A 26,378-nucleotide genomic window follows, 5' to 3' on the forward strand; every position below is an offset into this window, starting at 1 on the left:
GGGCCATAAAAAAGGGATAGAAAGAATTTTAAACTCTTACAAAGAGCAAAGATTTATTAAGTCCAAAACAAACTTATAATGGTGATTTTATGGAAAGAAGACAACTTACATGCCCACTTTGTGGAGGAACCAGTTTTAAATTTGAAGATGGGAAATTGGATAGCAAATGGGGCTTCACAGCTCACAAGGTGAAAATTGCAATCTGTGAGAGCTGTGGCTATATAATGATGTTTTACAAGGGAAGGACAATATGGGACTTTGACTAGTGCTAAACTTTATAATTGTATCACCCCATTTTTCAATGGGGTCAAAGATGAGGGAAGAACTAAAACGCATGCTTAAGGTAGACATACTTGAGATCAAATATGAAGGAGATAAAGTGATTGTCTATGTTCCAAAAAACCAGGTTAGGATAGCAGTAGGAAGCGGTGGGAGTGCTGTAAGGGCTGCAGAGCTAGTCTTAGGAAAAAAGATCGAAATTAGAGGTAGATAAAGAATGCCTATGGAACTTAAAAAACAAGAACTTGAAGACTTGATCCTCTCTTTTATAGTCCTTACACTAATTTTTTCAAATTTTGAATTAACTGCAATTCCTTATGTTGCCCTTGGCATCTTTACGGCATTTGTATTCCATGAGATTGCCCATAGGCAGGTTGCCAGAAAGTACGGATACTATGCCATCTATAGGAGATGGGACACCGGAATTATGCTGGCTTTGCTGTTGGGGATACTAAATAAGCTTCTTGGATTTGGATTCATTTTTGCCGCCGTTGGAGCAGTTCAAGTTTATTCTCTCTATGCGGGCTGGGAGGATAGAAAGATTTATGGAAAAATAAGCCTCGCTGGGCCAGTAACAAACATACTCATAGGTACCTTTGCCCTTATTTTATTACTCTTAGGAGAATTTTCCGGCACTTTATGGGCCTCTCTGTATTACACAACCGTTATAAATCTGTGGCTGGCTTTCTTTAACCTTCTCCCCATTCCTCCCTTAGATGGTTATAAAGTTCTAAGATGGAATCCTGGCTACTGGGGAGTTGCAATAGGCATGGCATTCCTCCTACAGTCTATCATTTAGTCTCACGCTTGGTGATACAGAAGGAAAAGATTAAAATACAAGGGGCCCAACTATCTGACGAGGTGAAAAAATGAAGTACAAAGAGCCCTTTGGTGTTAAGCTCGATTTTGAAACCGGAATTATTGAAAATGCAAAGAAAAGCGTCAGAAGACTCAGCGACATGAAAGGTTACTTTGTTGATGAAGAGGCTTGGGAAAAAATGGTAAAAGAAGGGGATCCAGTTGCTTATGAGGTCTATGCAATAGAGCAGGAAGAAAAAGATGGGGATCTAAACTTCGCAACCACTATCTTGTACCCAGGCAAAGTTGGAAACGAATTCTTCATGACAAAGGGGCATTATCACTCAAAAATAGACAGAGCTGAGGCTTATTTCGCCCTTAAAGGTAAGGGAGGCATGCTGCTTCAGACTCCAGAAGGGGAAGCAAGGTTCATTGAGATGGAACCCGGTACAATAGTTTACGTTCCCCCATACTGGGCTCACAGGACAATTAACACTGGTAAAGAACCCTTCATATTCTTAGCTTTGTATCCTGCAGATGCTGGCCATGACTATGGAACAATTGCAGAAAAAGGATTTTCCAAGATAGTGATTGATGAGAACGGAAAGGTAGTCATTAGGGATAATCCAAAGTGGAAAGAGTAACTCTTCTTCCCTCCCGATTTTTTAAAGGTTGGATAAAATGTCCAATAGAAAGGAAATCCTTTGAATATGTAAAAGATTTTTATAGGCTTAACGCATAACTCCCTATGGTGGTGCTAATGACTTTCGATAAAAAGAGAATAGAGGAGATTAAAAAGGCTGAAGAAGAGTGGAATGAAAAAACTGTAAAACCCTTTATTGCAAAAGCGCCAGAAAGAAAGGAGAAATTCATGACTGATGATGGTTTTGAAATTAAAAGAGTCTACACTCCTGCCAATCTTGAGAACTGGGATTATTTAGAAAAACTTAACTTCCCAGGTCAATATCCTTTCACAAGAGGGGTCTACTCCACAATGTATAGAGGAAGACTATGGACAATGAGACAGTATGCTGGTTTTGGAACTGCTGAGGAGAGCAACAAGCGTTACAAATACCTCTTGGAGCAAGGACAAACGGGTCTAAGTGTCGCTTTTGATTTGCCAACACAAATTGGTTATGACTCCGATCACCCCATGGCAGAAGGTGAAGTTGGCAAAGTCGGTGTGGCTATTGATTCCCTTAAGGACATGGAAATACTATTTGATGGAATTCCCCTAGATAAAGTCTCCACCTCAATGACAATTAATGCCACAGCTGCCAACCTTTTAGCTATGTACATTCTTGTAGGCCAAAAACAGGGAGTCCCACAAAATCAACTGAGAGGAACCGTACAAAATGATATCCTAAAAGAATACATTGCCAGAGGAACTTATATCTTCCCTCCAAATCCCTCAATGAGATTAACAACAGACATCATAATGTATTGTGCTGAAAAAGTTCCAAAATGGAACTCAATAAGCATAAGTGGATACCATATCAGAGAAGCTGGAGCAAATGCAGTTCAAGAGGTAGCGTTCACACTAGCTGATGGTATTGAATATGTCAAAGCCGTTATCGCGAGAGGTATGGACATCGATAAATTTGCTCCCAGACTAAGCTTTTTCTTCAATGCACACAACAACTTCTTAGAAGAGATTGCAAAATTTAGAGCGGCCAGAAGATTATGGGCCAGAATAATGAAAGAGAAGTTCAATGCAAGGGACCCAAGATCAATGCTCTTGAGATTCCACACTCAGACTGGTGGATCAACACTTACGGCCCAACAACCTGAAAACAACATAGTTAGAGTTGCTATCCAAGCTCTCGCTGCAGTTTTAGGAGGTACTCAATCCCTTCACACTAACAGCTATGATGAGGCCCTTTCACTCCCAACAGAGAAAAGCGTTAGAATTGCCCTAAGGACACAACAAATTATTGCCTACGAGAGTGGGGTTGTTGACACTATTGACCCACTTGGAGGTTCATATTACATAGAGTGGCTCACTGACCACATAGAAGAAGAGGCAATGAAGTACATCGAGAAGATTGAGGCCATGGGTGGTATGATGAAGGCCATTGAAAGAGGATACATCCAAAAAGAGATTGCAGATTCAGCCTACAAGTACCAGAAAGAAGTGGAAGAGAAGAAGAGAATCATAGTGGGTGTAAATGAGTTTATTGTTGATGAACCCCTCGATGTCGAGATTCTTAAAGTGGATCCAAGCATCAGAGACAGACAAATTGAGAGACTTAAAAAGCTAAGGAGTGAAAGGGACAACAAGAAAGTAGAAGAAGCTTTAAATGAGTTAAGAAAAGCTGCTGAAACCGAAGACGTAAATCTAATGCCATACGTCATAGAGGCCCATAAACACCTTGCAACCCTTGGAGAAGTTACAGATGTGCTAAGAGAAGTATGGGGAGAGTACAGGGCCCCACTGATCTTCTGAACTCACCCCATTTTCTTTTCTAAATATATTACCAGTACCAAGAGGACAATTAAGCCCAAGATCAAGAGATAAACTTCTCTGGTTGCTAATTCACTAACCTCAGGGCCTCCTCTTGTGGTTTTGAATTCTAAAGTAACGTTCCCTTCTCCGATAAGAGTTATGACCACAAAATCTTCGTAGCTCCTTATGCCGATCTCTCCATTAATGGATTTTCTTTTATCCTTGAAGACTCCCCTAAAGTTTGTAGATAGAGGGTCAAAGTTTTCTTTTTCATTGTTAAGGGTAAAATAGTAGGCCCTTAGCTCAACATCTTTATTAGAAGTTAGAGAAAACTGCAATCTTTGGCCTCTGAGTGAAGTAGCATTTATAATAAATGTTCTCAAACCTTCTCCAAACTCTCTTTTTTTAAGTTCAAAACTTATGTTCTTCGGTTCTCTCAAGTAATCTGCAACTAATAATGCGCCATCAAAGTAGTTCTCGCCCTCAATCATTAGCATGAATTCACTAAGGTTAAAGATAAGGAAGTCACTTCTACCCCTTTCTTGGGTCGAAGATTGTACTATTTTCCCCGAGGAGTCTAAAAGATGAATTCTCACATCTTTTCCCTGTCTTATGTATCTCCCATAGGTTATTGCGATCTTTTCCCCATCCCATGGCTCAAAAACAAATGGTGGAGTTATTTCATTTCCTGCAAACCTGTATGGTAATCCTAAATGATGATATTCACTTGTGTAATTAACCTTTGCCAGCCAATTATCCCCGTAAACTGGCAAAATTCCCATTCCCGTAACCTCAAGTTTCACTGGAATTTTAATCTCGTTTACAGTCACATTGAAATCTATAGGCTTATTCAAGACAAAGCCTTGTGGAAGATTTGGAATTTTCAGTACAAGAGCTACCTGAGCATTCTGAACCACATCTAGCTCTCCAACTTGGGCATCCCCATAATAGAAATATGCTTTTATTGACTCTGGCAATCCTTCGACCCCAAATTCCACTTTTCCGTTCCCAAGGATAACAATAGCATAGCTTGTTGTTCCTCCAAGAATGGCTTTGGCATAGGAATTTACAGCCTTTGCCTCCAGTTCGGTCTTAATTGAAACCGGGAAGGTGGCCGAATATGATTGAGATGTTAATCCAATTGTCAAGATTTGAGCATCTTCAGGGACAGTAAATTCCACCAAAACTTCTCCCCCTGGAGGAATGCTTACATCAAGGTAATATGGTTCACTTACTATCACGCCATTTTGATAAACAGTAGCTTTTCCCTCAAATTTTTGATCACCCTCGTTTCTCAGCCATATTTGAAGTTTTTCTCCTTCCTTTATTGTTTTTACAATGGAAATCACTGGTGCTTCAAAATAAAAGCTTTCCTGAGTTATAATCCCATAATCCACAACTATCGTACCTTGAGTAACACCCTTTTCAAAAATAATCTCTTTTTGTTCTTTAGTACCAATTATAACTTCTTTCTTATCAATGGTCATCCCGCTAAAGAGTAGTTTAACTGTAGCATTAACAGCATCTCCATGGTTTTTAAGAACCACGTGAAGCTTATCATCTCTCCATATTCTATCAATTGTCACAAGACCCTCTAAAGAAGAGATTACAATACTCTTCGAGATTTTTGCTTCCTCCAATGTAAAGGTCAGCTGGGTGTAAGGAGGCATTATTTTTATAATCACCTCTTCGCCAGGCCTCAAATGCAATTCCTCTTCTCTTATGACAATGCCCTGGGAAGAAATCAATAAAGTATCATTAATCTCATAATATCCAGTGTTCCTAATCTTCACTTTTAAGTACTTATCAAAGGCCTCTAACAATGCAATCTCTATATCTTTTCTTTTCAAAACTTCAATTCTGGAGTAATTTCCAAGGATATGGAGCTTAAGGGTGAGGCTCTCAACATCAAGACTCCCCACCGTATAATTCACCAATCCCAAAGAAACGCTTTCTCCAAAATGAAGAGCTTTAAGAACACTTTCATTTTCACTCTCCAAGATAAGGAAAATCAATCCTGGGTTATTTTTGGCAACATCAAATGTTACGGTAGTGTTGTCAATTACCAATACTTCGTCTATTCCAAGCTCAACTGAGAGAGCGAGAGCATTTTGAACAAAGAGAAGCAGGATGAAGATTGTTAAGAATCTTCTCATGGCTCATCCCTCATACTCCTTTCTGTAAAGACCTAACAGAGTAAAAGTTAAGGAAAGTAAAATAACACTAAGGAAAAACAAAGCACTCATAGTTGCATCTCCTTTATATGTGTCCAACCCGGTGTGAAGTGTAAACCCTCTCTTTAGGAGCACGCCTATCTGGTAGCTTAGATTAAAACGTTCAGGGTTGTCAAAAAATGGTAACTGAGGAAGTATGAACTGTGCTGTAAAGACTAAGCCAAAGCTAGCCAATGAAGCATAGAGTGGCCTCGAAAGAATCACAGAAAGTAACATCGAAACCGCACCTAGACTTCCCAGCACAAGAATAGTAACACCTAAAACATACAAAAAGTCATCAAATGTCGCTGTAAATCCCTCGAATCCTGATTTATAGAGAAGTACCATGTATATTTCCATCACAAAGTATGGAATTCCAAAGATCAGACTCACAGTGGTGATTCCCGAAAAGAATTTGCCAAAGACTATTTCACTTTTCTTTATTGGTTTCGCCAAAAGAAGTCTTATTGTTCCTCTGTCTATTTCACTTGCCAGCAAGTCACTCATGATAATTATGACAATGAGCTGGCCAATTACACTCGCCCAAAAATTTATCAAAAATTGAGAAATATTTATCTGGAATGATATCTTGAGAGCTTTTGCACTATACTCAGTAATTTCCTCATGAGTGAAAAAATATATTACAACAGGTAAAAGCATCAGAACAAGCATTACCTTGAATCTTCTAGATTTCAAAAGTCTATAAACCTCGTTTTGATACAAAACACTAATCACTTCCCTCACCTATACTGAACTTTTCCATGAGAATTCTTTCAAGTGGGCTTGTGTGAGGCCTGAATAATTTTAAACGAATACCTTGAGAGGTTAAATATTTTGGAAATTGAAGAAAGAATTCCTCTAAGAATCTAGGATCCACCTGAACCCTTATAGTCCCCTCTTCTTCCCAAATTTCTCTTACATACGGTTTTTCTCGTAAAAATTCACATGCTTTCTCATTGTCAGAAGTTATTATATCGTACTCGGTTTCCTCGATTTGTGTCAGTTCACTTACTCTTCCTTGGGCTATTAAACGGCCTTGATTTATAAGGCCCACATAATTGCACATTTTCTCTACTTCGCTAACTATATGAGAGCTTACAAAAATCGTTTTTCCTTCTTTTGCAAGAGAAATTATCTTCCCTATAAATTCAATTCTTCCTAATGGATCAAGATTAGCTGTGGGTTCATCGAGTATCAAAAGCTCAGGATCTGCGATCAACGCTGACGCAAATGCCACACGTTGTTTTTGGCCTGATGAAAGTTCCTTTATCTTGTTTAATGCCAGCCTTCCTACACCTACATACCTCATTAACTCTTTCGTTTTTTCTATTGCTTTCTCTTTTTTTAACCCTGAAAGTCTTCCCATATAAGTTAGAAACTCCAAAATCGTCATATCTTCATATGCTATCGGAGCTTCCGGCATGTACCCAATGTTTTTCATGATTTCAACTCTCTTCTGGGGTATTTCGAGACCAAAAATTTTTATTTCCCCGTAGGTGGGCCTTAGAGCAGCCGTGAGCATTTTAATTGTGGTGGTTTTACCAGCACCGTTGGGTCCTAAGAAGCCATAAACCACTCCTTTAGGAACTTTAAGATTTAAATGATAGATTATGTTCCTCTTTCCGAAAAATTTCGTAAGATCTTTAGTTTCAATTACATTTTCCATACTCAACACCATTGACGTAAATCTTCATTTCAACTAACAAATGATAATCTAAAGAGACTTAAATATCTTTTGAAACACTTCTAGAATTTCTATCCTTACTGAGCATTTTTGATCGATATATCCTTGTAGTTTGAGCGTTCTATTATTAATTGGTGAGACAAATGATAAGTTTTAAGAATCTAAGAGGATTTTGGGGAAAAGAAAGAAAGCCTGAGGTTCAGAGAGAGTACGCAAAATACGAAGCAATGAACTTCCAAAAGATGGTCTGCTAATTCATAAACTGGCCTCCTCCCTTAAAGAGCGAGGCTTTCAAAATAAAATATAAAAAATCAAGGGCATTTGATAATGGACCTCGAGAGTGAAGGGCCTAAAATGATAGTTATCTAGATATTTTGACTTTTTTCTTTTCCAACCCTCATACTTTAGAAAGAGATCAATAACATTAAACAAGAGTTATAGAAAAACTTAAGGAAAATCGTTTTCTACTGATATTGAGGGATTTGTAATGAGAAACTCTTCACATCTGGAAAAATTAGTATGCAGTAAATGTGGAAAGGAATTCTCTCCTGATGAACCCCAAACAATATGTGAAAAATGCAACGCTCCACTTTTCCCAATTTACGATCTGGAGAGTTTGAAAGATGCTTTAAACAAAGAAGACCTAAAGGGCAGAAGAACAGACATGTGGCGCTACAGGGAATTGCTTCCAATAAAAGATGAGAGAAACATTGTATCCCTCGGAGAAGGGTTTACACCAGTACTTAAATTAGAGAAACTTGGAGAAAAGCTGGGGATTAAAAACCTATACATAAAGGATGATGGAACCATCCCCACAGGCACTTTCAAGGCTCGTGGTCTGGCAATGGCTGTCTCAAAAGCTAAAGAACTTGGTTTGAAAAAGCTTGCTATGCCAACAGCCGGAAATGCTGGAGCCGCCCTTGCAGCGTATGCAGCAAAAGCTGGAATAGAAGCCTATGTTATTATGCCCGAGGATGCTCCATTAACGTGCAAGCTTGAATGTTATATTTTTGGCGCTAGAGTTTACTTGGTAAGAGGCCTTATTTCAGATGCCGGGAGAATTGTCAGCGAGGGAAAAAGGAAGTTTGGGACAATTTGAGAATAAGAGATCCAGATGAGGTAATCAGCAGAGCCAAGCAAATCTATGAGGAGATGCTTGAATTCCTTGAGGTTGAGCCTGGTAAGAGAAAGCCAAGCATGAGTCTGTGGGGGGTTAAATCAGTAATGCAGTATCTAAAATCAAACAGAATCTTTGACAGAAAAACAAAGGGGAAAGATCTGCTTGATTTAATTGACAATGACAAAATCAACGTGATTGACTTCTCCCAAAATAGCCAGCTGACTGAAGAGGAGAAGAACATCATCTTCAAGAAGGTCATAGAGTATGTAACTGAGAAATACATTAAGAAGAAAGAGACAACAGTTTTCATTGTTGGTGATGAGATTCACAACTATCTCACCACCAGATGGGGAAAGAGGATTATTAGTAAGCTCTTCCGTGAAGGCAGGAGTAATCAGGTTAACTTATTGATAGCCACTCAATACCTGCACAACCTTCCAGATGAGATTGCCTATGGAGCTTCACACATAGCAATCCTTGGAACCCTCACAAGTGCTGACGATTATTATCTCCTCAAAAAGGTAGTTCCAGACTTTGATGTTAAGTTTGAGCGTCTTGTGGCATCTTCTCCAGCTGAAGTTGAGCTTTTGAAAAGAAAAGAGCGTGGAAAAGGCTATTTCATTTATAATAAGTTCTTCACTGAGCGAATTCATTTTAGACCTTCCCAAACCCTTTAGTAGGAGGTGGAAAAAATGTTTAAGTTTTTGAAAAGAAAGAAAAAGCGTGAAGATGGTCTTCCAAAGAGGGAGTATCCTGGTGATGAACAGCTAGGCTTTCAAGAAAAGATACTCCAAAAAGCAGAAGAAAACGCCGAAGAGAGAGTTCAGAGAGTTGTTAAAGAAGAACTTCTTGAAGTGCAGAAGTACAATGCAAACGTGAGGAATCTGAGATTTGTCAAGACTCACCACACAGTACTCAAAGCTCTCTACAAAATCCCAACTGGAGGGAAAATCTTCAAGGAGATAGTTACTCTTGGCTATGTACAAGGCGTTGCTATTGCCCCAAGCGATCTCATTGTTATTTCCTACACTCCAAGAGCTCCGACATGGCTTGATGAAGTTTTTATGAGTCTTTCCAGAGCATTGGGAAGACATCCACAGTCAAGATTGTTGTGGGCCTTCCCGCAGTTCTGTCCGTTGCCTGCTATGGACCACACCATAATAGTTGAGACCTCCAGGATAATGAACATTCCTTGGGGAGAGTTTGCTTTGCCTCCAATGATGAGTGAAGATGAAGTTGCAACGTTCTATGCAATTTACAAGAAATCTCAAACGCTTGAAAGCTTTATTGACGTGCTCCTGAAGAGGAGTGGTCAACTCGTGGATACTGCACTGACAATAAACCCATTCATTAAGAGCTACAACCTCATTGAAAAGACCAAGAATCAAAAGAAGAAAGAAGAGCGCTTCAAGATTGCTGAAGGTGGAGAAATAATACTGACGAAAGAGGATAAGGACATTTGGGAGGAGTTCAACATATGAGCGATGAAGTGAAAGAGGAAAAGAACGTCATTGATGCAAGGGCTTTGTTTAATGAAATGCTGACAAAGTACGAGCAAGAGAGGCTGGAAGTTCCGGAGGAGAGTACTGAGGAAGAGAAAAGCGAAGAAAAACAAAAGAGCGTGAAGAAGAGACGCTACATTTCAAAGAGTGATAAAATCAATGCAGCTTTAATGATAATGGTGTTGAGGAAGCTGAAGTACATCAGTTTGCAGAGCTTCCAGCCGGACATAAGAGAAGAAGCCCGAGAAGCTGCAAGGTTGCTGAAGATAATCATAGAGCAGAACGAAGACCTATTTCCAGGAGTATTAAAGAAAGAAGAATAAAAGAAGCTTTGTATTATCAATGGCTTGGCTTGATCTCCTCTCCAACCAATAGCCATCATCGTAGACAAAAACAGAAAATAGTGAAAGTAATTGCTGGTTGAACTTTGTTTCTTCTTTTGTTTTTATACGGATATTATTAGGAAGCTTTCCAAAAATTTTACACTACATTTTTAGTTGAAATACCTATACCAATTCCAATGAGATGAAAGTCCAATATTTGTATAATCTTTGGAAAAAGGCGTATTCCTACTCAGTTTCCATAACAGACCAACAAGAAGGACTATATTCACTATCACATATGCAAACCCAATAACTTTTGATGGAAATACTAACAAGATCGTTGTAAAAGACGTATAAAATAATGGAACATAGAGAAAGGTTCTATATAGCTTAAGTCTAGCCAACATTTTCATTAAAATTAAGCCTTGTGGAAGCACCACAGGGGCTAATAAAGCCAGCTTGATCCAATTTATAGATTCTTTAAATAAATCGAAAACTCCAGATATCCCAATAAAATAGATCATCTGTGCAATTCCTAAATTTAGTCCAATCAAGGAGGGCAAAAGAAATAAAAATATGCTGCGTTTATCTCTAAGCTTGGAAAAAAGTGAGTCAGAAAAAGATAATACCTGGTTATTAACAATGAGTAAAATTCCATACGCTCCAAGAGCTGCTAAGCCCTCAGACAACTGAATTTCAAACACCTCCTTTTCTTTCCATAGTTTTCGGATGAAAATTTGCTTTGAAAATTATTAAGCTTTTCTTTCCTTTTAGTAGATACTTTATTTTCTTAATGTCATGTCTTCTCCAAATACAATTCTCTGAATTGGTCTTCAAAAGTAGTGAATCTCACGAATTCAAAAGACATTATGCATTATCCCTTTGTTTCTCTGAATACCATTCCTCAAATCCAGGCACATTTTTGAATTCATTCTGCATAATCCAAGTTACACTACGGGCAGCAGAGAGGAAAGCACTCAAATTATAGGCAAACTCTTCAGTAGAATCCGCATGCTCCTTCATTTGCTCCAAAAAGTATTTGGCTTCATTCAACTTGAATCTAGTATTGCTCATGTTTTATTCACCCCAATACCTTTTATGGTTGATAGACTTCTTGTCTTCTTCTCTTTTCAACCTTTAACTCGCTTAAGCTTTATTTCAATTTAGAATCCCATTGCACTCACCACAAAACGTTGATTATGTACGTAATTATTACTTCCAATTATAAGAAATTTTCGCAAGTGAGAAATAATCGCAAAACGTTAAATATAACAACGACGAAAAGTTTTCGTCAGACATCGCCTGACACCACAGAGAGGTGAACCAATGAGCGTTGAAGAAAACGTTTCTAATGAGACTAATAATCTTACAAGTTTCATTTGTGAAAGAATAAAAGAAAATGAAGAATTCTTGAATAAAAATGCAAAGGATGTTTACGAAGAAGTAATTGGATTCATAAACGATGCTATAGATCTTGCAGTCTTACTGGCTAAAAGATTAAAAGCAGAAGAAGCAATTACGCATCCACTGGTCTTTTTTGCAATGCATGTATTTATGCCCATGAGTTATGGGATTTATGTAAATCTGCTCATTGGAAACCTACCAGCATGCTTTATGGAGCTTAGGTTAATACATGAGACAATGGCAAAGTGTTATGTTGCAGAAAAGGTGTACCCGGGTCAAGAAGATTTTGCCACAAAGCTGGAGGCTCTTGAGCAAGTACTAAAAGAGGAAGAGATAAGTATATCCAAACTTATGAAAGAGCTAGGCTCTGATTTTATAGCGTTATGGGGTAAGTTGTCTGAAGGGTGGGTGCACCCAAGGGGGATATTAAAGCGTGTCACTAGTAGCTTTGTAGGGAAGAAAGTACCACCATCTTGGAGCATAGTGATTCCAATGACATATACAGAGGAAGATTTAGACGATATAAAGGAGCTAGGGAAGCGAGTAGCTGAGTTCCGAGCACTATTAAAGACTGTGATAACTAATTGTATCCGGGAATAAGCTAATTGTTGGAATTTTTGAGTGCCTAAGAAAGAATAGAGAGATACCACTTATAGCGTTATTCAAAAAGCTGTGTGTACACTTTCTTATATTTGTCATAAGTTAAAGCTTCTACTTTATATTTTGCTTTTTGAAGTTCTTTATTTTTAAGCAAAGAAACAGTGACAGATAGCAAAATTATGAACGCAATTTTCGTGATTTCTTGAGTATCCTTAGAACTCTGAAAATACAATATCTCAGGAGAGATTTTCAAAGTTCTTAATGTATGTTTTAACGATGCCTGGATAGTTATTATGGTTTTATACACATTTTCATCATACTTGGAGATGATCAGTTTTGAGGTATTTGAAATAACGTTTAATGAGTCTATAATAGATTCCAAAATCTCAGGGAGGATTACAAATGATAAGCTCGTGATCCCCCATGACATTATTTCCATTTTTACCATTACCTCTTTGATTTTATTGAGATCATTAACTAATGATTCATCTAACTAATGATTCATCTGATAAATATCTCGCTAACTCTGCATTTTCTTTTCCCAAGTATTTTGCAAGCTCGAATAGGAAATTTTCAAATATACTAAGATTGTTAAAGAGTTCCATTAAAGCACCTTTATCTCTTTCATAAAGCTTTCTTAACTCTAATTCCTTTTGTTTTTTATAAGTCCAATGTGCTGCCAACCAAGAAGATGCAATTACTGCCCCAACAGATATAAGGGTGAATAAAATATTGCTAGTATCCATAACTTCCCCTCCTTACGGCAACCTGCCGACCTCTTGACCGTCAATTCTTATTACCCATGTTTCCCTTAACCATCCTTTTGGCTCTAATTCAAACACATGATCCTCATTTTCCCCAACACGGAATTTAATTGGCTCTGTAATTTTCTGGTCAAGCTTAAACCCATTAACTTTGAGCTCAGTGTAATATCTCAACCATCCACTCTTATAGTCAATTTGGATAACATCACCACCGACTTCCACAATCGCTCTCCTCCCTAAAGCCGCAAGGAATCCCACTAACCCAACAAAACCAAGGGGAAACCCTATGAACTCATAAAAACCCTTGTCTGTTGTATCTAAGGTTTTTACATAGAGTGCTTCTTTGACACTAACGTACTTTGACGCGATTAGGCTGAATGTGTTATCCCAATAAATTGTATATTTTCCAGTACCATATCTGCTGACATTTACGATTATATGAATGGGGCTTGTAAGCTTCCCATAATCAACACGGCCTGAAGGAGTGTCAATATAAATCTTGAGATCATTGTTCCCTCCTCTAACAGTTACATTTATTTCCCACAGCAAATCAGGATTTTCCACTGTCCAATCTTGATGCCATTTATCCCCTGGCTTTATCTCCCATGAATCACTCCACTTATCCACCACAACATACTTAACCTTAGGACTGAGAGTATACCCATAAACATAAGAGGCAATGCCAATCAGGAACATAACCAAAAACACGTACCCAAAACTGCGGAGAAACCACTTCTTTTCAAACTTAATCCCCTTGGGGAGGGTTAGTATTTTTGGAGATTTCTTTCCTTGAACCAAATCCTTATAAGAAGGAACATCCTCACTAACCCTTGGGCGCTCCCCCTCCATCTTTAATCCCCCATCTTCCTTTTATAGTGCAAAAAGTGTTTTACTCCAACTTTTATTAATCTTTCTCAGCTTAACAGCGGTGTTGCTAAAGTATCTTTAGAAAACTTTATTATATTTAATGCATAAGGAGCATATAACAAAATTTGGTTATAAGGGTGAGGTGGTGGTATGGCTGAGGCTGTGGATTATAATTTGATCATTAAGAAGATTGAAAAGATTGAGAGGGATTTAGAAGAGCTTAAGCTTGAGCTTCTTAAGAGGCAGGTAGAATCACAACCAGCGGAAGAAATTGATGATGAACTTTATGAAGAACTCTTAAGAAAAGCAGAAAAGCTCGAAAAAGGCGAAGAAGCCATTTCTGGTGAAGAAGCAATCAAACTCCTACTGGAGGAATAAAATTGTGGACCGTCAAAGTGAGTAAGGACGTCCTCAAAAAAGCAAAACAACTACCAACAGCCAACAAACGAAAACTAACCGAATTCATTCAAGAACTGCAGAAAACACCATTCCCACAAGGCTTTGACATAGTTCCCGTAAAAGGCAAAAAAGCAAAACAACTTAAAGGAAACAACAGGAGCATCTACCGAGTCCGCCTCGGAGAATACAGGCTAATCTACATCGTAAACTGGAAAGAAAAAATAATCTCACTCACAGAACTCAACCCAAGAGGAAAAGCATACAAATAAACACAATTAAAGGAGGCACCAAAATGACTAAAGAACAAGGAGCTAAAATTTGGATAAAATTCAGGGGCAAAGCAGTAAAAGCACACAAAATAGAGGTGCTTCGTTTAGGAGATTTCCTATCTAACCTGCAACGTCTTCTAATTGAATATGGGAAAGTGAAAAAGATAAGAAAACCGCAGGAACATTTGAAGTTATATTTGACTGAGGTTGAACCAGGTTCAGTGACAATTGTATTGGAGCCTGCCAAGTCATACTCCTATCATTACACCGATCCCGTAAATTCAGCTCTTGACTTTATAATAAACCTTCTTGACTATGTTGATGACTATCAAAAGATTAAACAGTATTTGGAACAAGAACTGGAATCCCCTGAAGCGATTTTATCACATCTGAAAAGACTCGAAATTCTCTGGTCAGAAAAAGATTTGGAAGTTGGTATTGCAAGAAAAGTTTCAAGACCAAGAGATGATGAGTACATTTACATACCCCCTGAGAAAAAACAAGTTGTCCAGAAACTCATTGAAGAATACATAAAAGAGATATCCGACAAGGTCCAGGGAGCAATAGTGGAATTAAAAGCCCATGGGAAAAAGAGACATTTTGAACTCATAACAACAACCGGTGAAAAGATAATCTGCTATTATGACCCCAAAGAAAACCCTGAGATAGAAATTAATGCCTATGAACACTTCTGGAAACCAGTAGAAGTTATCGGAATCATTAAACAAAAAGGAAAAATTAAGAAGATGGAGAAAACGCTAGAAATTAGGTCATTTAAGCATGAAATAACAGGCCAATTTGGAGGATACAAGATCAAGACTCCAATTCCCCTCGAAATTGAATACGATCATAACACTGATATATGGTGTGTTGAAAACCCCAATCTTGAACTTTACGGATGTGGAAAAACTCTTGAAGAGGCATTAAAAGATGCTGAGGAAGTTTTCCAAGCACTAATTGAAACATACGTTTTTGAAAAGGACGAAAACCTTGCTGAAGATGCAAAGAAGTTGAAAAAAGCTCTTTTGAAACACGTGGAGGTGAATCCATGAAAGCCAAGGAGATCAAAAAAGCACTTGAGAAAAAAGGATTCATAAAAGAAGAAGGAAAAAAGCACACCAAGTTTATACTACACATAAACGGCAAGAAAAAACGTGTAATGACTATTTTCAGCAGAGGCCGAGACAAACAAGAGCTTGGAGAAGAATTAATTAAACGAATTATGAAACAACTCCGCTTTGAGAATGATCGAGACAAATTTAAAGACTTCGTTGAATGCCCAATGAGTAAAAATGACTATATCCACTACTTAAGAGAAAAGAGGGTACTAGAATGAAAGGAGGCACACCAATGCCAGAAGAACGGCAAGTAACAGAACCACTGGCGAAATTTCATGTGAAAGTTACTCGTGCAGGTCAGTTTACATTTCCCTATTATACCAGAGTATATTATAACTTGAACATTGGGGATTTTGTTGAGTTGATTGTCAGGACAAGAGACAGTGAATTGCGTGGATTTTTATTGCTCGGCTTGGTGACAAGGCAGGAGTTACAATCCCATCAGAACTCAGAACCAATTTGGGAATTAAGCAGGGAGACTCTGATTGGTTAGAAAGAACTGCAAAAAAGAAGGGATTAGATCCAAATGAGTTTCTTTCAACAATAATAACAGAGGGTCTGGACAATATTGAAAAATATGAGAAAGCTATAGAGCTCTTTACAGAGGCAATGAAGATTGAGGAGCAATTATTTAAGAAATATGATGAGATTATGGAACTTTTTGACTTAAAATCTTATGCAGAACTCTATGACTTAAAAATGAAACTCCTTGTATTTATGTCAGCGTTAACCCCTCCAGAAGAAATGAAGAAAATCTTCAACCAAATACAAAACGAGGTGAAGAAATGAGCCAAGAAATCATTGAACCATTAGCGAAATTTCATTCAAGCATAAATATTAAAGGACAGTTAGTTGTTCCTGCTAAGGATAGGGATGTTTTTGGCTTAAATAAGGGAGATTACCTTGAGATTATTGTTAGATCATTTAAAGTCGTTGGTGGGAAGCTAAAGATACTAAAAAGGGCTTACGTTGTTGTAAGACTCAGCTCCAAAGGTTTAATCACAATTCCCGAAGAAGTTAGGAAGGAGCTAAACATTTCTCCTGGCGATACTGTTGAAATACTAATTGTAGGTTATCACAAGTTCGATGAGTTAGTTTCAGAAAAAGGTAAACAGCTGCTCAAACTTCTTCAAGGTAACTCCCATACTCAAATCATCTCAAGCGAGCAGGAAAAATCAATCCTTCAGAGGAGCAGAACATATTATCTCTAACTATCTTTCTTTTTCTTTGGGATTATATAAATATATAAATAAATAATTTGAAAAGAAGAAAGAAGAGAGCAATAAATGCATGTTTTATCTGCTGACATGGCTTGAATTTTGAAGTCTGAATTTTGTATTACAAAATTTGATGTAAGTTTCTACTGATTTTAGTATTCTGCTGTGGTTTTTGTAATACAAAATTCATCACTTTGAACAGATGTTCATCATTACAGCAGCTTTAGCTGCTGCTTTTCTGAACAATGTTCAGTTTAGGAACCAAAACTCTTTTATGAGATACAAGTAAGGACCAAATACTGGTTCAAAATTCCTACGTTGTATAGAATTTGCAGTTAGAGCTCCAATAAGATCTTGAAGATATGCTAAGAGCCCATTTTTAAACTCTTCAAGATTCAAACGCTGTTTTTTCATCTCAAGAAGGCTTTCATTCATTAGTTCTGCTTGTCTTTTTACTTGTTCTGTTGATTCTGCCGTGGCTAATGCTTGAATTGCCACAACACCAGCCATTAGGATGTTTGCCATCACCAATGTAAACTGTAAAATTGCCTCATTTCGTATTTTGGCTCCAATCCATGCCCCGATACCTGCAATATAAACAAAGAGCACTACAATGAGAATCATTACCCATGTTTTTAGGTTATTACCCATGATCACCACCTCACGGTAACCTGCCTTTGGTTATTCCCCAAGTTAACATTTCCTCAACACTTTCCTCGAATTCTTGACATTAGCTTTTGCTCTTCATTGACTCCTAACGTTATTGTAATATTTTTATTTCTTTCCAGATAAGAAGTCTTCCTTAGATAAAATTTCGACTACCTGCACTACTACTTTTCCGTTCTCTTTCTTAACCTCGTAAACTGTTGCCTCCGAGATATATAAGGGAATTCGTGAGATTGCATCTCCATACGTGGCCCAATGATTATAATATGTCTTCAACCCCATAAGAGGTGGATGTTGATCCATCATATAGTAATATCCTTTAAATTTAATAGCCGCGGAAGCGTGACCCATTTCATTATTTTCAAAATCAATGTCAAACACGTAAACAGGAGAATAATTCATCGATAATAGTAATCCAGCAGTGAGTACGGCGTAATCTACGCAGACCCCCTTTCCTCGTCTAATAGTTTCTGAAGGTTTTTGGATAGGTCTACTATCCTTACTGTAATATTGATACACATCATACTCAATATGACTCTCTTCCCATATGAGAATACTCGAGGCGCTTCTTGCAATGTCTTGTCTTTTTAATTCCTTAGCAAGAGCTTCCAATACTGCCATTTCTTCAGGATCATTGAGGTAACATCTTATGGCATCTGGAATTGAGTACTCGGAATTAGAGCAAGTTAAAGCAGAAGCAACATCATCAATCTTTGATTTTAATGTGCTTACAACGTTTGTTGTTTTATTTATATCAATGCCAACTTTCGACAGGATCTTACCATCATTGTACCCTAAATCCCAAAGAGCAAAAAGCATCAAGAAAACAAATACAAATCCCAAAGCATTCTTCCAAGAAATCCTCCTTTTTCTCCTGCCCACATACTTCCTGACCAACTTTCTTGAAGAGCTCCTACTAATAGTCCTTGACTTGTGCTCCCTGCTAGGACGGATTTTTGATATCTTCTTTTTTTCTCTTTGAACTTTTTTTCTAAGTTCCTCATCCTGTTTTCGTATTTCTTCGACCTTAGTATTAAAATAATCTCTTCTCGACGCAATATATCCATCCAGCTCTAAGTACCTCTCAACTTTGCCAACCATCTCCCAAAGCTCATCCATAATCTTGTACTTATTTGCATCATCAGGGAGCTTGGCATCAAGCTTGATCAATATCTCTAAAAGAGAGTCAATAATCTCCTTACCCCTGTCGAGAAAATCGGAATCCCTGTAACTATACCAAAGATTATTACGCCATTCCTCAAGCTCAGAAGCTAGATAATCGCTTAATGTATGATCCGTCCACCTCAAACCAGTATAACCATCACGACCATGAATAACATGCCCATCAGAACGAAGCATTGCAATGACCAAATTAAGATACGGATTAATAATCCGTGTAATCAAGTAATGCAAATCCTTTCCCATTCATAACCACCATGTAACGTTCTTTCAATAAACTCTTTTTGCTTGAAAAGATATTAACTTTTTGCCTCGAGAGTAAATTTAAAAATCCTCACTTGCGTACATTCTAATGGACTGCCTCCATTGTATCACCGCTCCAGGGCCTCCAGGGAGGCCCTCATACTCACTTCTAACGCATAATTTTGTGTTATAAAATTCAAGTCCTTTACTTCACAGACATGTAATGAGCATGAATTTAATTTTATAAAATTAAATTGGCAAAATTGGAGCTTTCTCCATCCAGAAGAGGCAAAATACTCGATTCTATTTCTTTCTATATTGAAGAATTAAATTTATTTAATAAATTTAAACCTGAGAAAATCAACTTGTTAATGAGGTTTTATTTCTTAGGTTTAATATAATACACACTATACACACTTCTAAAAGCAGGGCTCTCCTTCCTCAAAAAGCCCCTAAAAAGCGAAAGAAACGGCTTAATATCACGCTTGATGAGGAAGTCGGCGAAGTGCTCGATAAGCTTTACATCAAGAAGTCTAAATTCATTAATGACCTGCTTAGAATGGCCCTCTTTGGGGAGGGTGATATCATGAACTTCTTAAAATTCCTTTGGTGGGCCCGCGGGGATTCGAACCCCGGACCTTCGCCGTGTGAGGGCGACGTCATAACCAGTCTAGACCACGGGCCCGCCCTAAAGGACATTCATATCTCTTCGGATTTTGCTTATAAATTTTTCTGGCTTTTTTGGAACTTTAGTACCAGATTTTTTTGATATTTTTGCTTACAACATTTTACATTAACACTAATAGAATAAGAAAATTTTATATAGTTGAACAATAAATAATTTTACAAGCTTCATAGGAGGGAGATACTATGAAAAAGACCATAGTGGTCAGTTTGGTAATATTAGTTTTGATTTCAAGCCTGGCTTCAGTTTCTGCAAACAGTAAAAGTTCTCCAACGAGAGTTTTTGTGGAGATAGATGGCCCCATAACCGACGAAGTCCTTGATCAACTAAAAGCCGATGGGTTGCAGGTTCTGTATGTGTTTGACGAAATTAGATTCGTAGCCGGCATTGCAAGAGATAAGGATCTCAATAAGATCTCACAACTTGAGTTCGTTAAGAGTGTGGGAGAAGATGTCCAAGTTCACATAACAGGCGAAACACTGCCAAGTGAAAGCCCATATGGCTTCGGATATTATACATGGAACCTCGACATGATAAACGTTCCAACTGTGCACGAAGAAATGGGATACACTGGTAAGGGAGTGTATATAGCAGTTCTTGATACAGGTTTAGTTCCCAACTGGAGAGATTATTTCGAAGAGGACAAGATAGCTACAGAGTTTGGAAGAGCTTTCCTAGCGATGTCACTTAACGCTCACTACAACCCCAATGCATGGGAAGCCGACACCCACAGCCATGGAATCCATGTAACAAGCACCATAATAGGGTTCTGGCTCTATGATTTCTACAGAGTAAGCGGAGTGGCACCGGATGCTAAGATAATCCCCGTTAAAGTGTTACACAACAACGGTTTTGGATGGTCAACGGACATCGCTGCTGGGATACTCTACATTGCCGAGCTTTACAAAGCTGAGAAAGAGAGCAATGGAGCAGTTTTACCACCATACGATGAGATTAATCCAATAGTTATAAGCATGAGCCTCGGTGGGCCCTTGTTAAGCCAAATAGAGAAACAAGCAATTGACTACGCAATAGAACAAGGAGTCTTCATAGTAGCAGCGGCAGGAAACGATGGGGAATTGGGAATGGACTATCCAGGAGCATATGAGCCAGTAATTTCAGTTGGGGCTGTTGGGTGGTATGGCGAATGGTGGTGGAGAACTGGAGATGTTCCGGAAGATCTAACTGAATTAGTGTATATAACCGACTTCAGTGGAAGGGAAAAAGAAAGCCAAGATCTAGACGTTCTTGCCCCTGGAAGCTGGGTTGTAGGACCTTACCTAGCCTACGGAGCAGCTCATCCCCCATATTGGGCAAATGGGATTCCTGGCCAGTACTACTATTTAGGTGGAACGTCAATGGCAACTCCACACGTGAGCGGAATAGTGGCATTAATGCTTGAAAAAGATATGGAAGAAGATGGGGACATTGATCTTACCCAAGCCGAGGTAGAAAACATTCTTGAAAGCACGGCAATGCCAATAACATGGTATAGCGCCTTTGCGATCGATGATCCAATCACGCCAGATTGGATATTAATAGAATGGGGCCCTGATGCAGTAGGTTCAGGACTAGTGCAGGCAGATGCTGCCGTAGAGGCACTGCCTTAATTCTTTTTATTTTCTCTTTTCCCATACCTTTAAATACCTCTTTAGTTAGCTCTTCTCGGTGAGAACATGCTAAACACGATGGTATTGATAAGGACAGACAACTTCGACAAGGCTCTAATAGCATTAGCTGATTTAGTCAGATATGCTGGGATGGAAATACGGGGCAAACCGAAGATAATACCCCCGGCCCTTTCAGACTGGGCTTTTGAAAAAATTGTAGGAGAAGGGCCCAAGAAAAAATATCAGGCTCATGTTGTGGCCCAAGTGAATCTCCCTCCTGCAAAAGCCATAGGGAGATTAAGGGAGATACACCCTCCTGCCCATATAATAGTAATCCCTCCAGATACTCCGGTTCACAAAGAACTCCTTAAACTATGGGGAACATTCGAAGTATTGAGAGGTTTTTATCCACCAAAGAAGGTTCAAGAAGAGGAAATTGAAGAAGAGTAACTACTTCTTTTTCTTCTTGATTCTGATATTGGCAATATCTCCAAGTGTTGGCTCGTAGTCCTTTGGTATACTCATCTTCTCCTTAATTTCCTCTTCGACCCTTTCAATGAGTTTTATTTTAAAGTAGCGCTCCAACTTCTTCGCCTCATCTATTGTGGGTATATACTCCCCATGTGCTATTCTTCTGATTAAATTCGTAGAAAGGCCCACCTTATGGGAAAGTTCTTCATAGCTTAACCCGCTCTTTTGAATGGCCTCTCTCACTCTATCCGCATAATCTTCCACTATATCCTCTGTATAAAGTGGTTTTTGCCTTTCTGGAGCTGATTTGGGTTTTGGTTTTGGGGCGTATCTCCTCATAGGTTCTCTTCCTGTTGGCATTGGACTCCAAGTACCGGGTTTTTTCCTACCATATTTTTCATAACACCTGTGACACACTAAAAGCTCGGCGCCTTCTATTTTCACTGTGTGCCCTTTCCCCCTTATTTCTGCTCCACAGATTTCACAAATTCTTGGTTTGGCTTTTGCCATTAAAACCACCTTCAACTCACTCTACTCTGACTTGAAGGTTAGATTTTATAAATCCATCTATTAAATTTATTCCCGATGAATATGGATGTAGAAGAGAACAAGCACAATAACAACAAAATCAAGATAGAGAAGCTCAAGAGAATGGATCAAGAGACTCTTGAAACCCTCGTAGGGATTTATATGCGAGGTTACGAAGGGATGAGAGAATACGGTGGTGAAGGCGAAAGTTATGCCAAGCGATACCTTCGCTGGTGCTGGAGCAAGGCCAGTGATGGATTCTTTGTTGCAAAGGACAGGGATAGAATAGTGGGTTTTATTGTATGCGATAATGATTGGCATAGTCGGTATGAAAACACGATTGTGGGAGCTATCCATGAGTTCGTAGTTGACAAAGGCTATCAAGGAAAAAATGTTGGAAAGAAATTGATAGATAGGTGTTTAGAATACCTAAGCAAATACAACAACAGAATAGAGTTATGGGTCGGAGAAAAGAACAAAAAAGCAATAGAATTTTACGAGAAACTTGGCTTTAAAGTTGTTGGCAAGAGTGGGGTCTGGGTGAGGATGATAAAAGATCTAAAGATAGAATCAAATGCTCAAACAAAAGAAAACCAACAAAGACAATAACACAAAAACTAACCTCAGAGAGCAATTAGTAGAACACCCAAAGATGTCAAAATCAGTGCATACAACAGTCTTCTTGAAAATCTCTCTTTTAATAGAATTACCGCCATCACAGAGGATAATATTGGGGTGGATTCCATCAGTGGTGTTGCTATGCTCGATCCCATCAGCTTAATAGCTTGGGCAAAAAAGTACTGTCCAAGTATCACTCCCAAAAGAGTTGTCACAAAGATCAACATCCAACCTTCTTTGCTTAATTTCTTGAATTCATTTCCGACTTTAAATAACAAAACAAGAGAAGCAAGACCTGCAAAACCTATTCTGAATCCTATGACCACAAAAGCACTAAGATCCTCTATAAGCCAGTCCATTATAACAATTGTTCCAGTCCATATGAGTTGAGCTAAGAAAACAAATGTAATTCCCTTCCAGTTTAATTCACTGCGGGATGAAGTTTCCGTAGTTATTAGGATCACGGCACATATTATAGTACCTGCCCCTGCAACCAAGCTTAAAGTAAGGGGTCTACCTAAGGTAAAATGAGCAATAAACATTGTTAATATTGGATGAAGAGTTACCAGTAGGGAGGCTCTTGAAACCCCGAGGTAGTTTATTCCCTCAAGGAACATCCAATCTGCCACAGTGAATCCTAAAATTCCTGAAAGTATTAAGATGACCCATATCTCCCGACTAAAAGAAGGAAATCCAAGATACAAAATTGCCACAAAATAAAAAACACCACCTAGTATAAGCCTAATTATATTTATGGCAAAGGGAGTTATAATTTTCATCAGTATTTTAGAAAACACAGAGGCCAAGGCCAATGAAAAAGCCGCCGAGATTGCCAGCACTACACCAGGTATTACATTCATAAGGGTAATAGCTCACATTCAGTTTAAAACAGTTACGTAAGGCAACTAATTCAAAAATGTAGATAGAAAAGAAAAGTCACTTTATCGGAGGCCTAAACTTGTAACCATAGAGAATTATTCCGTCTTCATCGAACTCTCTTATCTTTCTTGTGACCATTTCTACTTCCATTCCAAAGTCTATTTTTTCTGGATCAATGTCTGTGAGCTGAGCCAAAACCACTGGCCCCTCTTCCAACTCAATTAGAGCTACAGGATAGGGCTTGTAGTACTCATAACCGCTTGGTGGGTTTCTCACTATCGTCCAGCTAACTACTTTACCTCTTCCACTGAACTGGAATTCCTCTATCTCCTGACTTCCACATTCAGGACATAAAGGTCTTTTTGGGAAGTGAACGTGACCACAGCTCTTGCATTTGCCTCCAATGAGACGGTACTTTTCCTTAAAATGTCTCCAATACCTTGCAACTTGCATTGGTCTCCCCATCTTCAAACCCTCCTTAATAAGGTTACAGTTATGTTTGAACCAGTCCCACCGATGTTTTGAGTCAATCCAATTTCTGCATCTGGCACTTGATTTGGAGCTTCTCCCCTAAGCTGCCAAACTGCCTCAACAGTTTGATAAACTCCAGTTGCCCCTACTGGATGACCTCTTGCTTTTAAGCCACCTAACGTTTGAATTGGATAGTCTCCATCTATGGCTATCTGTCCTTCTTTTGCAAGCATTGCACCTTTTCCTCTTTCGGCTACTCCTATGGATTCTAAACTTAACGCAGCCATAATAGTGAATGCATCATGAACTTCAAAAAAGTCTATGTCATTAGCACTAATTCCAGCCATTCTGTAAGCTCTCTCTGCGGCAACCTTTGCAGCCTTTAAAATCAAGAAATCTTTTCTGTTTGCAAGATTTATCGTGTCTATTGCCCTTCCCATCCCTGCAACTTCAACCATCTTTGCTTTATCTACAAATTCCTTGGCCTTATCTTCTGTAGTTATTATTACCGCAGCGGCCCCATCGGCTATTGGGGAGGCATCAAAGAGTTTTATTGGATCTGCCACATAGGGGCTCTTTATAACAGTCTCAACTGTTATTGGCTTTTTGAACATTGCATATGGGTTCTTGGCACCGTTTGCATGAGCATTAACTGCAAATAATGCTAGATCTTCTTCTGTGTAGCCGTATTCTTTCATGTAGAGCCTCATGGCGAGAGCGTTTAAAGCAACAAAGCTTACCCCATGGAAGAGCTCCCACTCTGCATCTGCTGCATAAGCGAGGTATCTTGTAGCATCACTTGGCCATGCATCTGTCATCTTTTCAACACCTACAACGGCAACGACATCTTCAAGGCCACTCATAACAGCTTTTACTCCCTCTTGAACGGCGGCCCCTCCAGAAGCACATGCAGCTTCAACTTTAACGGCAGGGATATTTCCAAGGCCTGCCCAATCAGCAATTAATGCTCCAAGGTTCTCCTGCTCGACGAATGAACCTGATGCCATGTTTCCAACATAGAGTGAATCTACTTTATCGACACCAGCATCCTCCATAGCATTGAGCAGTGCTTCAACAGCCAAGTCTCTAAGACCAAGTCTCCAGTGCTCTCCAACCGGAGTTAGTCCCACACCAATAATCACTGGTTTTCTCATTTTAACCACCTCACATGATGTACTTACCTCTGTGCTTTGCATAGAGTGCATAATCGATGTACTTCTTCCTGTTCACGTAATCCATGGTTCTTGGCGCTAAGTCTCTCTTTTCTTCGATAGCATCTTGCACAACCAAGCTGAAAGCGTCACTTCCTGCTCCACTTCCAAAGCTTACCCATAGAATTCTATCTTCAGGCTTTGCTATGTCAAGGACTGCAGAAATTCCCACAAGGGTTGCACCGCTGTATGTGTTTCCTATTATTCCACTTAGCAATCCTGGAAGAACTTTCTCTTTAGGAATTCCCAATATTTTTGCGACAGTTAACGGGAACTTAACATTTGGTTGGTGGAAGACGGCATAATCAAAATCACTTGGAGAATAATCAAGTTCTTCCATTAAGCCCTTTGCGGCATTTATTATTTGGTGGAAATAAGCCGGTTCCCCAGTAAACCTATTTCCGTGTCTTGGATAATGTTCGTGTTGCCTTCTCCAGAAATCTGGAGTGTCAGTTACATAAGAGTAACTTCCTTCAAAATAAGCTACTGTATCAGAAGTTTTTTCTCCCACAATATAAGCGGCTCCTCCTGCCGATGCAGTAAATTCTAAGTGATCACCAGGCCTTCCTTGAGAAGTGTCAGCCCCTATTGCCATAGCATATTTAGCCATTCCGCTTCCAACAAACCCAATCGCAGCTTGAAGGGCTTCTGTTCCAGCTTTACATGCAAATTCAAAATCGGCCGCATCTAAATCAGGGGTTGCTCCAATTGCTTCAGCTATCACGGTTGCAGAAGGTTTAACAGCATAAGGCTTCGATTCTGTACCAAACCAAAGTGCTCTAATTTCTCTTGGGTTTATACGAGCTCTTTTAAG

General features: G+C 38.9%; 35 protein-coding genes and 1 tRNA gene. 20 read left to right on the forward strand and 16 right to left on the reverse strand.

Annotation, left to right across the window (positions count from 1 at the left end):
• Positions 1-89 precede the first annotated feature (89 nt).
• The 5 genes from H5T41_09330 to H5T41_09350 all read left to right on the forward strand — a co-directional run bounded on the left by H5T41_09330 (position 90) and on the right by H5T41_09350 (position 3,523).
• A complete protein-coding gene (locus H5T41_09330; GenBank protein ID MBC7108963.1) occupies positions 90-266 on the forward strand; it encodes a hypothetical protein in 177 nt (58 codons plus the stop codon).
• Between the two features lie 47 nt (positions 267-313).
• On the forward strand, positions 314-493 hold the full coding sequence (locus H5T41_09335; protein ID MBC7108964.1) for a KH domain-containing protein: 180 nt from the start codon (positions 314-316) through the stop codon (positions 491-493).
• A 3-nt stretch (positions 494-496) separates the two neighbouring features.
• Positions 497-1,078, forward strand: a complete 582-nt coding sequence (locus H5T41_09340) for a site-2 protease family protein (GenBank protein ID MBC7108965.1) — start codon at positions 497-499, stop codon at positions 1,076-1,078.
• Positions 1,079-1,148: 70 nt separating this feature from the next.
• Positions 1,149-1,721, forward strand: coding sequence for a cupin domain-containing protein (locus H5T41_09345; protein MBC7108966.1), 573 nt, complete (start codon positions 1,149-1,151; stop codon positions 1,719-1,721).
• A 116-nt stretch (positions 1,722-1,837) separates the two neighbouring features.
• Positions 1,838-3,523, forward strand: coding sequence for a methylmalonyl-CoA mutase family protein (locus H5T41_09350; GenBank protein MBC7108967.1), 1,686 nt, complete (start codon positions 1,838-1,840; stop codon positions 3,521-3,523).
• 2 nt (positions 3,524-3,525) lie between these two features.
• Here H5T41_09350 and H5T41_09355 read toward each other — a convergent pair whose 3' ends face one another.
• From H5T41_09355 to H5T41_09365, 3 genes are read right to left on the reverse strand one after another with little or no spacing between them, the layout of a single operon-like run.
• Positions 3,526-5,679, reverse strand: coding sequence for a hypothetical protein (locus H5T41_09355; GenBank protein MBC7108968.1), 2,154 nt, complete (start codon positions 5,677-5,679; stop codon positions 3,526-3,528).
• 3 nt (positions 5,680-5,682) lie between these two features.
• Complete coding sequence (locus H5T41_09360; GenBank protein ID MBC7108969.1) at positions 5,683-6,471, reverse strand: ABC transporter permease; 789 nt, start codon at positions 6,469-6,471, stop codon at positions 5,683-5,685.
• Positions 6,464-7,402, reverse strand: a complete 939-nt coding sequence (locus H5T41_09365) for an ABC transporter ATP-binding protein (protein MBC7108970.1) — start codon at positions 7,400-7,402, stop codon at positions 6,464-6,466. The genes H5T41_09360 and H5T41_09365 overlap by 8 nt, the downstream gene beginning before the upstream one ends.
• 505 nt (positions 7,403-7,907) lie before the next feature.
• On the opposite strand from H5T41_09365, the gene H5T41_09370 reads away from it, so the two are divergent.
• From H5T41_09370 to H5T41_09385, 4 genes are read left to right on the forward strand one after another with little or no spacing between them, the layout of a single operon-like run.
• Entirely contained in the window at positions 7,908-8,519 is a 612-nt protein-coding gene (locus H5T41_09370; GenBank protein ID MBC7108971.1) for a pyridoxal-phosphate dependent enzyme, read from the forward strand.
• Positions 8,516-9,217 (forward strand): ATP-binding protein, encoded by a 702-nt coding sequence (locus H5T41_09375; GenBank protein ID MBC7108972.1) that lies wholly within the window; start codon positions 8,516-8,518, stop codon positions 9,215-9,217. Before H5T41_09370 ends, H5T41_09375 begins: the two co-directional genes overlap by 4 nt.
• A gap of 15 nt (positions 9,218-9,232) precedes the next feature.
• Complete coding sequence (locus H5T41_09380) at positions 9,233-10,021, forward strand: hypothetical protein (GenBank protein ID MBC7108973.1); 789 nt, start codon at positions 9,233-9,235, stop codon at positions 10,019-10,021.
• On the forward strand, positions 10,018-10,365 hold the full coding sequence (locus H5T41_09385) for a hypothetical protein (GenBank protein ID MBC7108974.1): 348 nt from the start codon (positions 10,018-10,020) through the stop codon (positions 10,363-10,365). The genes H5T41_09380 and H5T41_09385 overlap by 4 nt, the downstream gene beginning before the upstream one ends.
• A 170-nt stretch (positions 10,366-10,535) precedes the next feature.
• On the opposite strand, the gene H5T41_09390 is transcribed toward H5T41_09385, so the two are convergent.
• Together H5T41_09390 and H5T41_09395 are read right to left on the reverse strand one after the other, a co-directional pair.
• Positions 10,536-11,054: a hypothetical protein gene (locus H5T41_09390; protein MBC7108975.1), complete on the reverse strand. Its 519-nt coding sequence runs from the start codon at positions 11,052-11,054 to the stop codon at positions 10,536-10,538.
• Between the two features lie 178 nt (positions 11,055-11,232).
• Complete coding sequence (locus tag H5T41_09395; GenBank protein MBC7108976.1) at positions 11,233-11,439, reverse strand: hypothetical protein; 207 nt, start codon at positions 11,437-11,439, stop codon at positions 11,233-11,235.
• Positions 11,440-11,691: 252 nt separating this feature from the next.
• On the opposite strand from H5T41_09395, the gene H5T41_09400 reads away from it, so the two are divergent.
• Entirely contained in the window at positions 11,692-12,369 is a 678-nt protein-coding gene (locus H5T41_09400) for a hypothetical protein (protein ID MBC7108977.1), read from the forward strand.
• A gap of 58 nt (positions 12,370-12,427) precedes the next feature.
• On the opposite strand, the gene H5T41_09405 is transcribed toward H5T41_09400, so the two are convergent.
• Genes H5T41_09405 through H5T41_09415 form a run of 3 tightly spaced genes read right to left on the reverse strand, consistent with a single transcriptional unit; the run spans position 12,428 to position 13,982 of the window.
• Positions 12,428-12,817 (reverse strand): hypothetical protein, encoded by a 390-nt coding sequence (locus H5T41_09405; protein ID MBC7108978.1) that lies wholly within the window; start codon positions 12,815-12,817, stop codon positions 12,428-12,430.
• 37 nt (positions 12,818-12,854) lie between these two features.
• Positions 12,855-13,115, reverse strand: coding sequence for a hypothetical protein (locus tag H5T41_09410; protein MBC7108979.1), 261 nt, complete (start codon positions 13,113-13,115; stop codon positions 12,855-12,857).
• Positions 13,116-13,127: 12 nt separating this feature from the next.
• Positions 13,128-13,982, reverse strand: a complete 855-nt coding sequence (locus H5T41_09415) for a hypothetical protein (GenBank protein ID MBC7108980.1) — start codon at positions 13,980-13,982, stop codon at positions 13,128-13,130.
• A gap of 168 nt (positions 13,983-14,150) precedes the next feature.
• On the opposite strand from H5T41_09415, the gene H5T41_09420 reads away from it, so the two are divergent.
• From H5T41_09420 to H5T41_09450, 7 genes are all read left to right on the forward strand, one after another.
• Positions 14,151-14,378 carry a hypothetical protein gene (locus H5T41_09420; protein MBC7108981.1) on the forward strand — a complete coding sequence of 76 codons (228 nt, stop codon included), beginning with the start codon at positions 14,151-14,153 and terminating at the stop codon, positions 14,376-14,378.
• A 17-nt stretch (positions 14,379-14,395) separates the two neighbouring features.
• Positions 14,396-14,668 carry a type II toxin-antitoxin system RelE/ParE family toxin gene (locus tag H5T41_09425; GenBank protein MBC7108982.1) on the forward strand — a complete coding sequence of 91 codons (273 nt, stop codon included), beginning with the start codon at positions 14,396-14,398 and terminating at the stop codon, positions 14,666-14,668.
• Positions 14,669-15,414: 746 nt separating this feature from the next.
• Positions 15,415-15,720 carry a hypothetical protein gene (locus tag H5T41_09430; protein ID MBC7108983.1) on the forward strand — a complete coding sequence of 102 codons (306 nt, stop codon included), beginning with the start codon at positions 15,415-15,417 and terminating at the stop codon, positions 15,718-15,720.
• A complete protein-coding gene (locus H5T41_09435; GenBank protein MBC7108984.1) occupies positions 15,717-16,004 on the forward strand; it encodes a type II toxin-antitoxin system HicA family toxin in 288 nt (95 codons plus the stop codon). The genes H5T41_09430 and H5T41_09435 overlap by 4 nt, the downstream gene beginning before the upstream one ends.
• A 14-nt stretch (positions 16,005-16,018) precedes the next feature.
• Positions 16,019-16,279: an AbrB/MazE/SpoVT family DNA-binding domain-containing protein gene (locus tag H5T41_09440; protein ID MBC7108985.1), complete on the forward strand. Its 261-nt coding sequence runs from the start codon at positions 16,019-16,021 to the stop codon at positions 16,277-16,279.
• On the forward strand, positions 16,246-16,575 hold the full coding sequence (locus tag H5T41_09445) for a hypothetical protein (GenBank protein MBC7108986.1): 330 nt from the start codon (positions 16,246-16,248) through the stop codon (positions 16,573-16,575). Before H5T41_09440 ends, H5T41_09445 begins: the two co-directional genes overlap by 34 nt.
• Entirely contained in the window at positions 16,572-16,997 is a 426-nt protein-coding gene (locus H5T41_09450) for an AbrB/MazE/SpoVT family DNA-binding domain-containing protein (GenBank protein ID MBC7108987.1), read from the forward strand. The genes H5T41_09445 and H5T41_09450 overlap by 4 nt, the downstream gene beginning before the upstream one ends.
• 255 nt (positions 16,998-17,252) lie before the next feature.
• Here H5T41_09450 and H5T41_09455 read toward each other — a convergent pair whose 3' ends face one another.
• The 3 genes from H5T41_09455 to H5T41_09465 form a co-directional block, all read right to left on the reverse strand.
• The gene (locus H5T41_09455; protein MBC7108988.1) at positions 17,253-17,654 is read right to left on the reverse strand and encodes a hypothetical protein; all 402 of its coding nucleotides are present in this window, start codon (positions 17,652-17,654) and stop codon (positions 17,253-17,255) included.
• Positions 17,655-17,777: 123 nt separating this feature from the next.
• The gene (locus H5T41_09460; GenBank protein MBC7108989.1) at positions 17,778-19,094 is read right to left on the reverse strand and encodes a hypothetical protein; all 1,317 of its coding nucleotides are present in this window, start codon (positions 19,092-19,094) and stop codon (positions 17,778-17,780) included.
• A gap of 604 nt (positions 19,095-19,698) precedes the next feature.
• Positions 19,699-19,776, reverse strand: a tRNA-Val gene (locus tag H5T41_09465).
• Positions 19,777-19,961: 185 nt separating this feature from the next.
• On the opposite strand from H5T41_09465, the gene H5T41_09470 reads away from it, so the two are divergent.
• Both H5T41_09470 and H5T41_09475 read left to right on the forward strand, forming a co-directional pair.
• Positions 19,962-21,386 carry a S8 family serine peptidase gene (locus H5T41_09470; protein ID MBC7108990.1) on the forward strand — a complete coding sequence of 475 codons (1,425 nt, stop codon included), beginning with the start codon at positions 19,962-19,964 and terminating at the stop codon, positions 21,384-21,386.
• A gap of 66 nt (positions 21,387-21,452) precedes the next feature.
• Positions 21,453-21,836 carry a DUF356 domain-containing protein gene (locus H5T41_09475; GenBank protein MBC7108991.1) on the forward strand — a complete coding sequence of 128 codons (384 nt, stop codon included), beginning with the start codon at positions 21,453-21,455 and terminating at the stop codon, positions 21,834-21,836.
• Here H5T41_09475 and H5T41_09480 read toward each other — a convergent pair whose 3' ends face one another.
• Positions 21,837-22,367 (reverse strand): TIGR00270 family protein, encoded by a 531-nt coding sequence (locus H5T41_09480; GenBank protein MBC7108992.1) that lies wholly within the window; start codon positions 22,365-22,367, stop codon positions 21,837-21,839.
• 81 nt (positions 22,368-22,448) lie between these two features.
• On the opposite strand from H5T41_09480, the gene H5T41_09485 reads away from it, so the two are divergent.
• The gene (locus H5T41_09485) at positions 22,449-22,994 is read left to right on the forward strand and encodes a GNAT family N-acetyltransferase (protein MBC7108993.1); all 546 of its coding nucleotides are present in this window, start codon (positions 22,449-22,451) and stop codon (positions 22,992-22,994) included.
• A gap of 14 nt (positions 22,995-23,008) precedes the next feature.
• Here the strand turns inward: H5T41_09485 and H5T41_09490 are convergent, their stop codons facing one another.
• From H5T41_09490 to H5T41_09505, 4 genes are all read right to left on the reverse strand, one after another.
• Positions 23,009-23,863: a DMT family transporter gene (locus tag H5T41_09490; GenBank protein MBC7108994.1), complete on the reverse strand. Its 855-nt coding sequence runs from the start codon at positions 23,861-23,863 to the stop codon at positions 23,009-23,011.
• A gap of 76 nt (positions 23,864-23,939) precedes the next feature.
• Complete coding sequence (locus H5T41_09495; protein ID MBC7108995.1) at positions 23,940-24,347, reverse strand: Zn-ribbon domain-containing OB-fold protein; 408 nt, start codon at positions 24,345-24,347, stop codon at positions 23,940-23,942.
• 2 nt (positions 24,348-24,349) lie between these two features.
• A complete protein-coding gene (locus H5T41_09500) occupies positions 24,350-25,507 on the reverse strand; it encodes a thiolase domain-containing protein (GenBank protein ID MBC7108996.1) in 1,158 nt (385 codons plus the stop codon).
• A 10-nt stretch (positions 25,508-25,517) separates the two neighbouring features.
• A partial coding sequence (locus tag H5T41_09505) for a hydroxymethylglutaryl-CoA synthase (GenBank protein MBC7108997.1) occupies positions 25,518-26,378 on the reverse strand: 861 nt, incomplete at its 5' end.

This window comes from Methanomassiliicoccales archaeon, from assembly GCA_014361295.1.
GTDB lineage: Archaea > Thermoplasmatota > Thermoplasmata > Methanomassiliicoccales > JACIVX01 > JACIVX01.

Coding starts and splice junctions, on each gene's coding strand:
- H5T41_09345 (MBC7108966.1), top strand. CDS start 1,149: ATGAAGTACAAAGAGCCCTTTGGTGTTAAGCTCGATTTTGAAACCGGA.
- H5T41_09440 (MBC7108985.1), top strand. CDS start 16,019: ATGCCAGAAGAACGGCAAGTAACAGAACCACTGGCGAAATTTCATGTG.
- H5T41_09405 (MBC7108978.1), bottom strand. CDS start 12,817: ATGGTAAAAATGGAAATAATGTCATGGGGGATCACGAGCTTATCATTT.
- H5T41_09470 (MBC7108990.1), top strand. CDS start 19,962: ATGAAAAAGACCATAGTGGTCAGTTTGGTAATATTAGTTTTGATTTCA.
- H5T41_09410 (MBC7108979.1), bottom strand. CDS start 13,115: ATGGATACTAGCAATATTTTATTCACCCTTATATCTGTTGGGGCAGTA.
- H5T41_09335 (MBC7108964.1), top strand. CDS start 314: ATGAGGGAAGAACTAAAACGCATGCTTAAGGTAGACATACTTGAGATC.
- H5T41_09340 (MBC7108965.1), top strand. CDS start 497: ATGCCTATGGAACTTAAAAAACAAGAACTTGAAGACTTGATCCTCTCT.
- H5T41_09455 (MBC7108988.1), bottom strand. CDS start 17,654: ATGGGTAATAACCTAAAAACATGGGTAATGATTCTCATTGTAGTGCTC.
- H5T41_09490 (MBC7108994.1), bottom strand. CDS start 23,863: ATGAATGTAATACCTGGTGTAGTGCTGGCAATCTCGGCGGCTTTTTCA.
- H5T41_09370 (MBC7108971.1), top strand. CDS start 7,908: ATGAGAAACTCTTCACATCTGGAAAAATTAGTATGCAGTAAATGTGGA.
- H5T41_09430 (MBC7108983.1), top strand. CDS start 15,415: ATGGAGAAAACGCTAGAAATTAGGTCATTTAAGCATGAAATAACAGGC.
- H5T41_09385 (MBC7108974.1), top strand. CDS start 10,018: ATGAGCGATGAAGTGAAAGAGGAAAAGAACGTCATTGATGCAAGGGCT.
- H5T41_09495 (MBC7108995.1), bottom strand. CDS start 24,347: ATGGGGAGACCAATGCAAGTTGCAAGGTATTGGAGACATTTTAAGGAA.
- H5T41_09475 (MBC7108991.1), top strand. CDS start 21,453: ATGCTAAACACGATGGTATTGATAAGGACAGACAACTTCGACAAGGCT.
- H5T41_09500 (MBC7108996.1), bottom strand. CDS start 25,507: ATGAGAAAACCAGTGATTATTGGTGTGGGACTAACTCCGGTTGGAGAG.
- H5T41_09400 (MBC7108977.1), top strand. CDS start 11,692: ATGAGCGTTGAAGAAAACGTTTCTAATGAGACTAATAATCTTACAAGT.
- H5T41_09420 (MBC7108981.1), top strand. CDS start 14,151: ATGGCTGAGGCTGTGGATTATAATTTGATCATTAAGAAGATTGAAAAG.
- H5T41_09395 (MBC7108976.1), bottom strand. CDS start 11,439: ATGAGCAATACTAGATTCAAGTTGAATGAAGCCAAATACTTTTTGGAG.
- H5T41_09380 (MBC7108973.1), top strand. CDS start 9,233: ATGTTTAAGTTTTTGAAAAGAAAGAAAAAGCGTGAAGATGGTCTTCCA.
- H5T41_09330 (MBC7108963.1), top strand. CDS start 90: ATGGAAAGAAGACAACTTACATGCCCACTTTGTGGAGGAACCAGTTTT.
- H5T41_09485 (MBC7108993.1), top strand. CDS start 22,449: ATGGATGTAGAAGAGAACAAGCACAATAACAACAAAATCAAGATAGAG.
- H5T41_09350 (MBC7108967.1), top strand. CDS start 1,838: ATGACTTTCGATAAAAAGAGAATAGAGGAGATTAAAAAGGCTGAAGAA.
- H5T41_09460 (MBC7108989.1), bottom strand. CDS start 19,094: ATGGGAAAGGATTTGCATTACTTGATTACACGGATTATTAATCCGTAT.
- H5T41_09365 (MBC7108970.1), bottom strand. CDS start 7,402: ATGGAAAATGTAATTGAAACTAAAGATCTTACGAAATTTTTCGGAAAG.
- H5T41_09415 (MBC7108980.1), bottom strand. CDS start 13,982: ATGGAGGGGGAGCGCCCAAGGGTTAGTGAGGATGTTCCTTCTTATAAG.
- H5T41_09435 (MBC7108984.1), top strand. CDS start 15,717: ATGAAAGCCAAGGAGATCAAAAAAGCACTTGAGAAAAAAGGATTCATA.
- H5T41_09355 (MBC7108968.1), bottom strand. CDS start 5,679: ATGAGAAGATTCTTAACAATCTTCATCCTGCTTCTCTTTGTTCAAAAT.
- H5T41_09450 (MBC7108987.1), top strand. CDS start 16,572: ATGAGCCAAGAAATCATTGAACCATTAGCGAAATTTCATTCAAGCATA.
- H5T41_09480 (MBC7108992.1), bottom strand. CDS start 22,367: ATGGCAAAAGCCAAACCAAGAATTTGTGAAATCTGTGGAGCAGAAATA.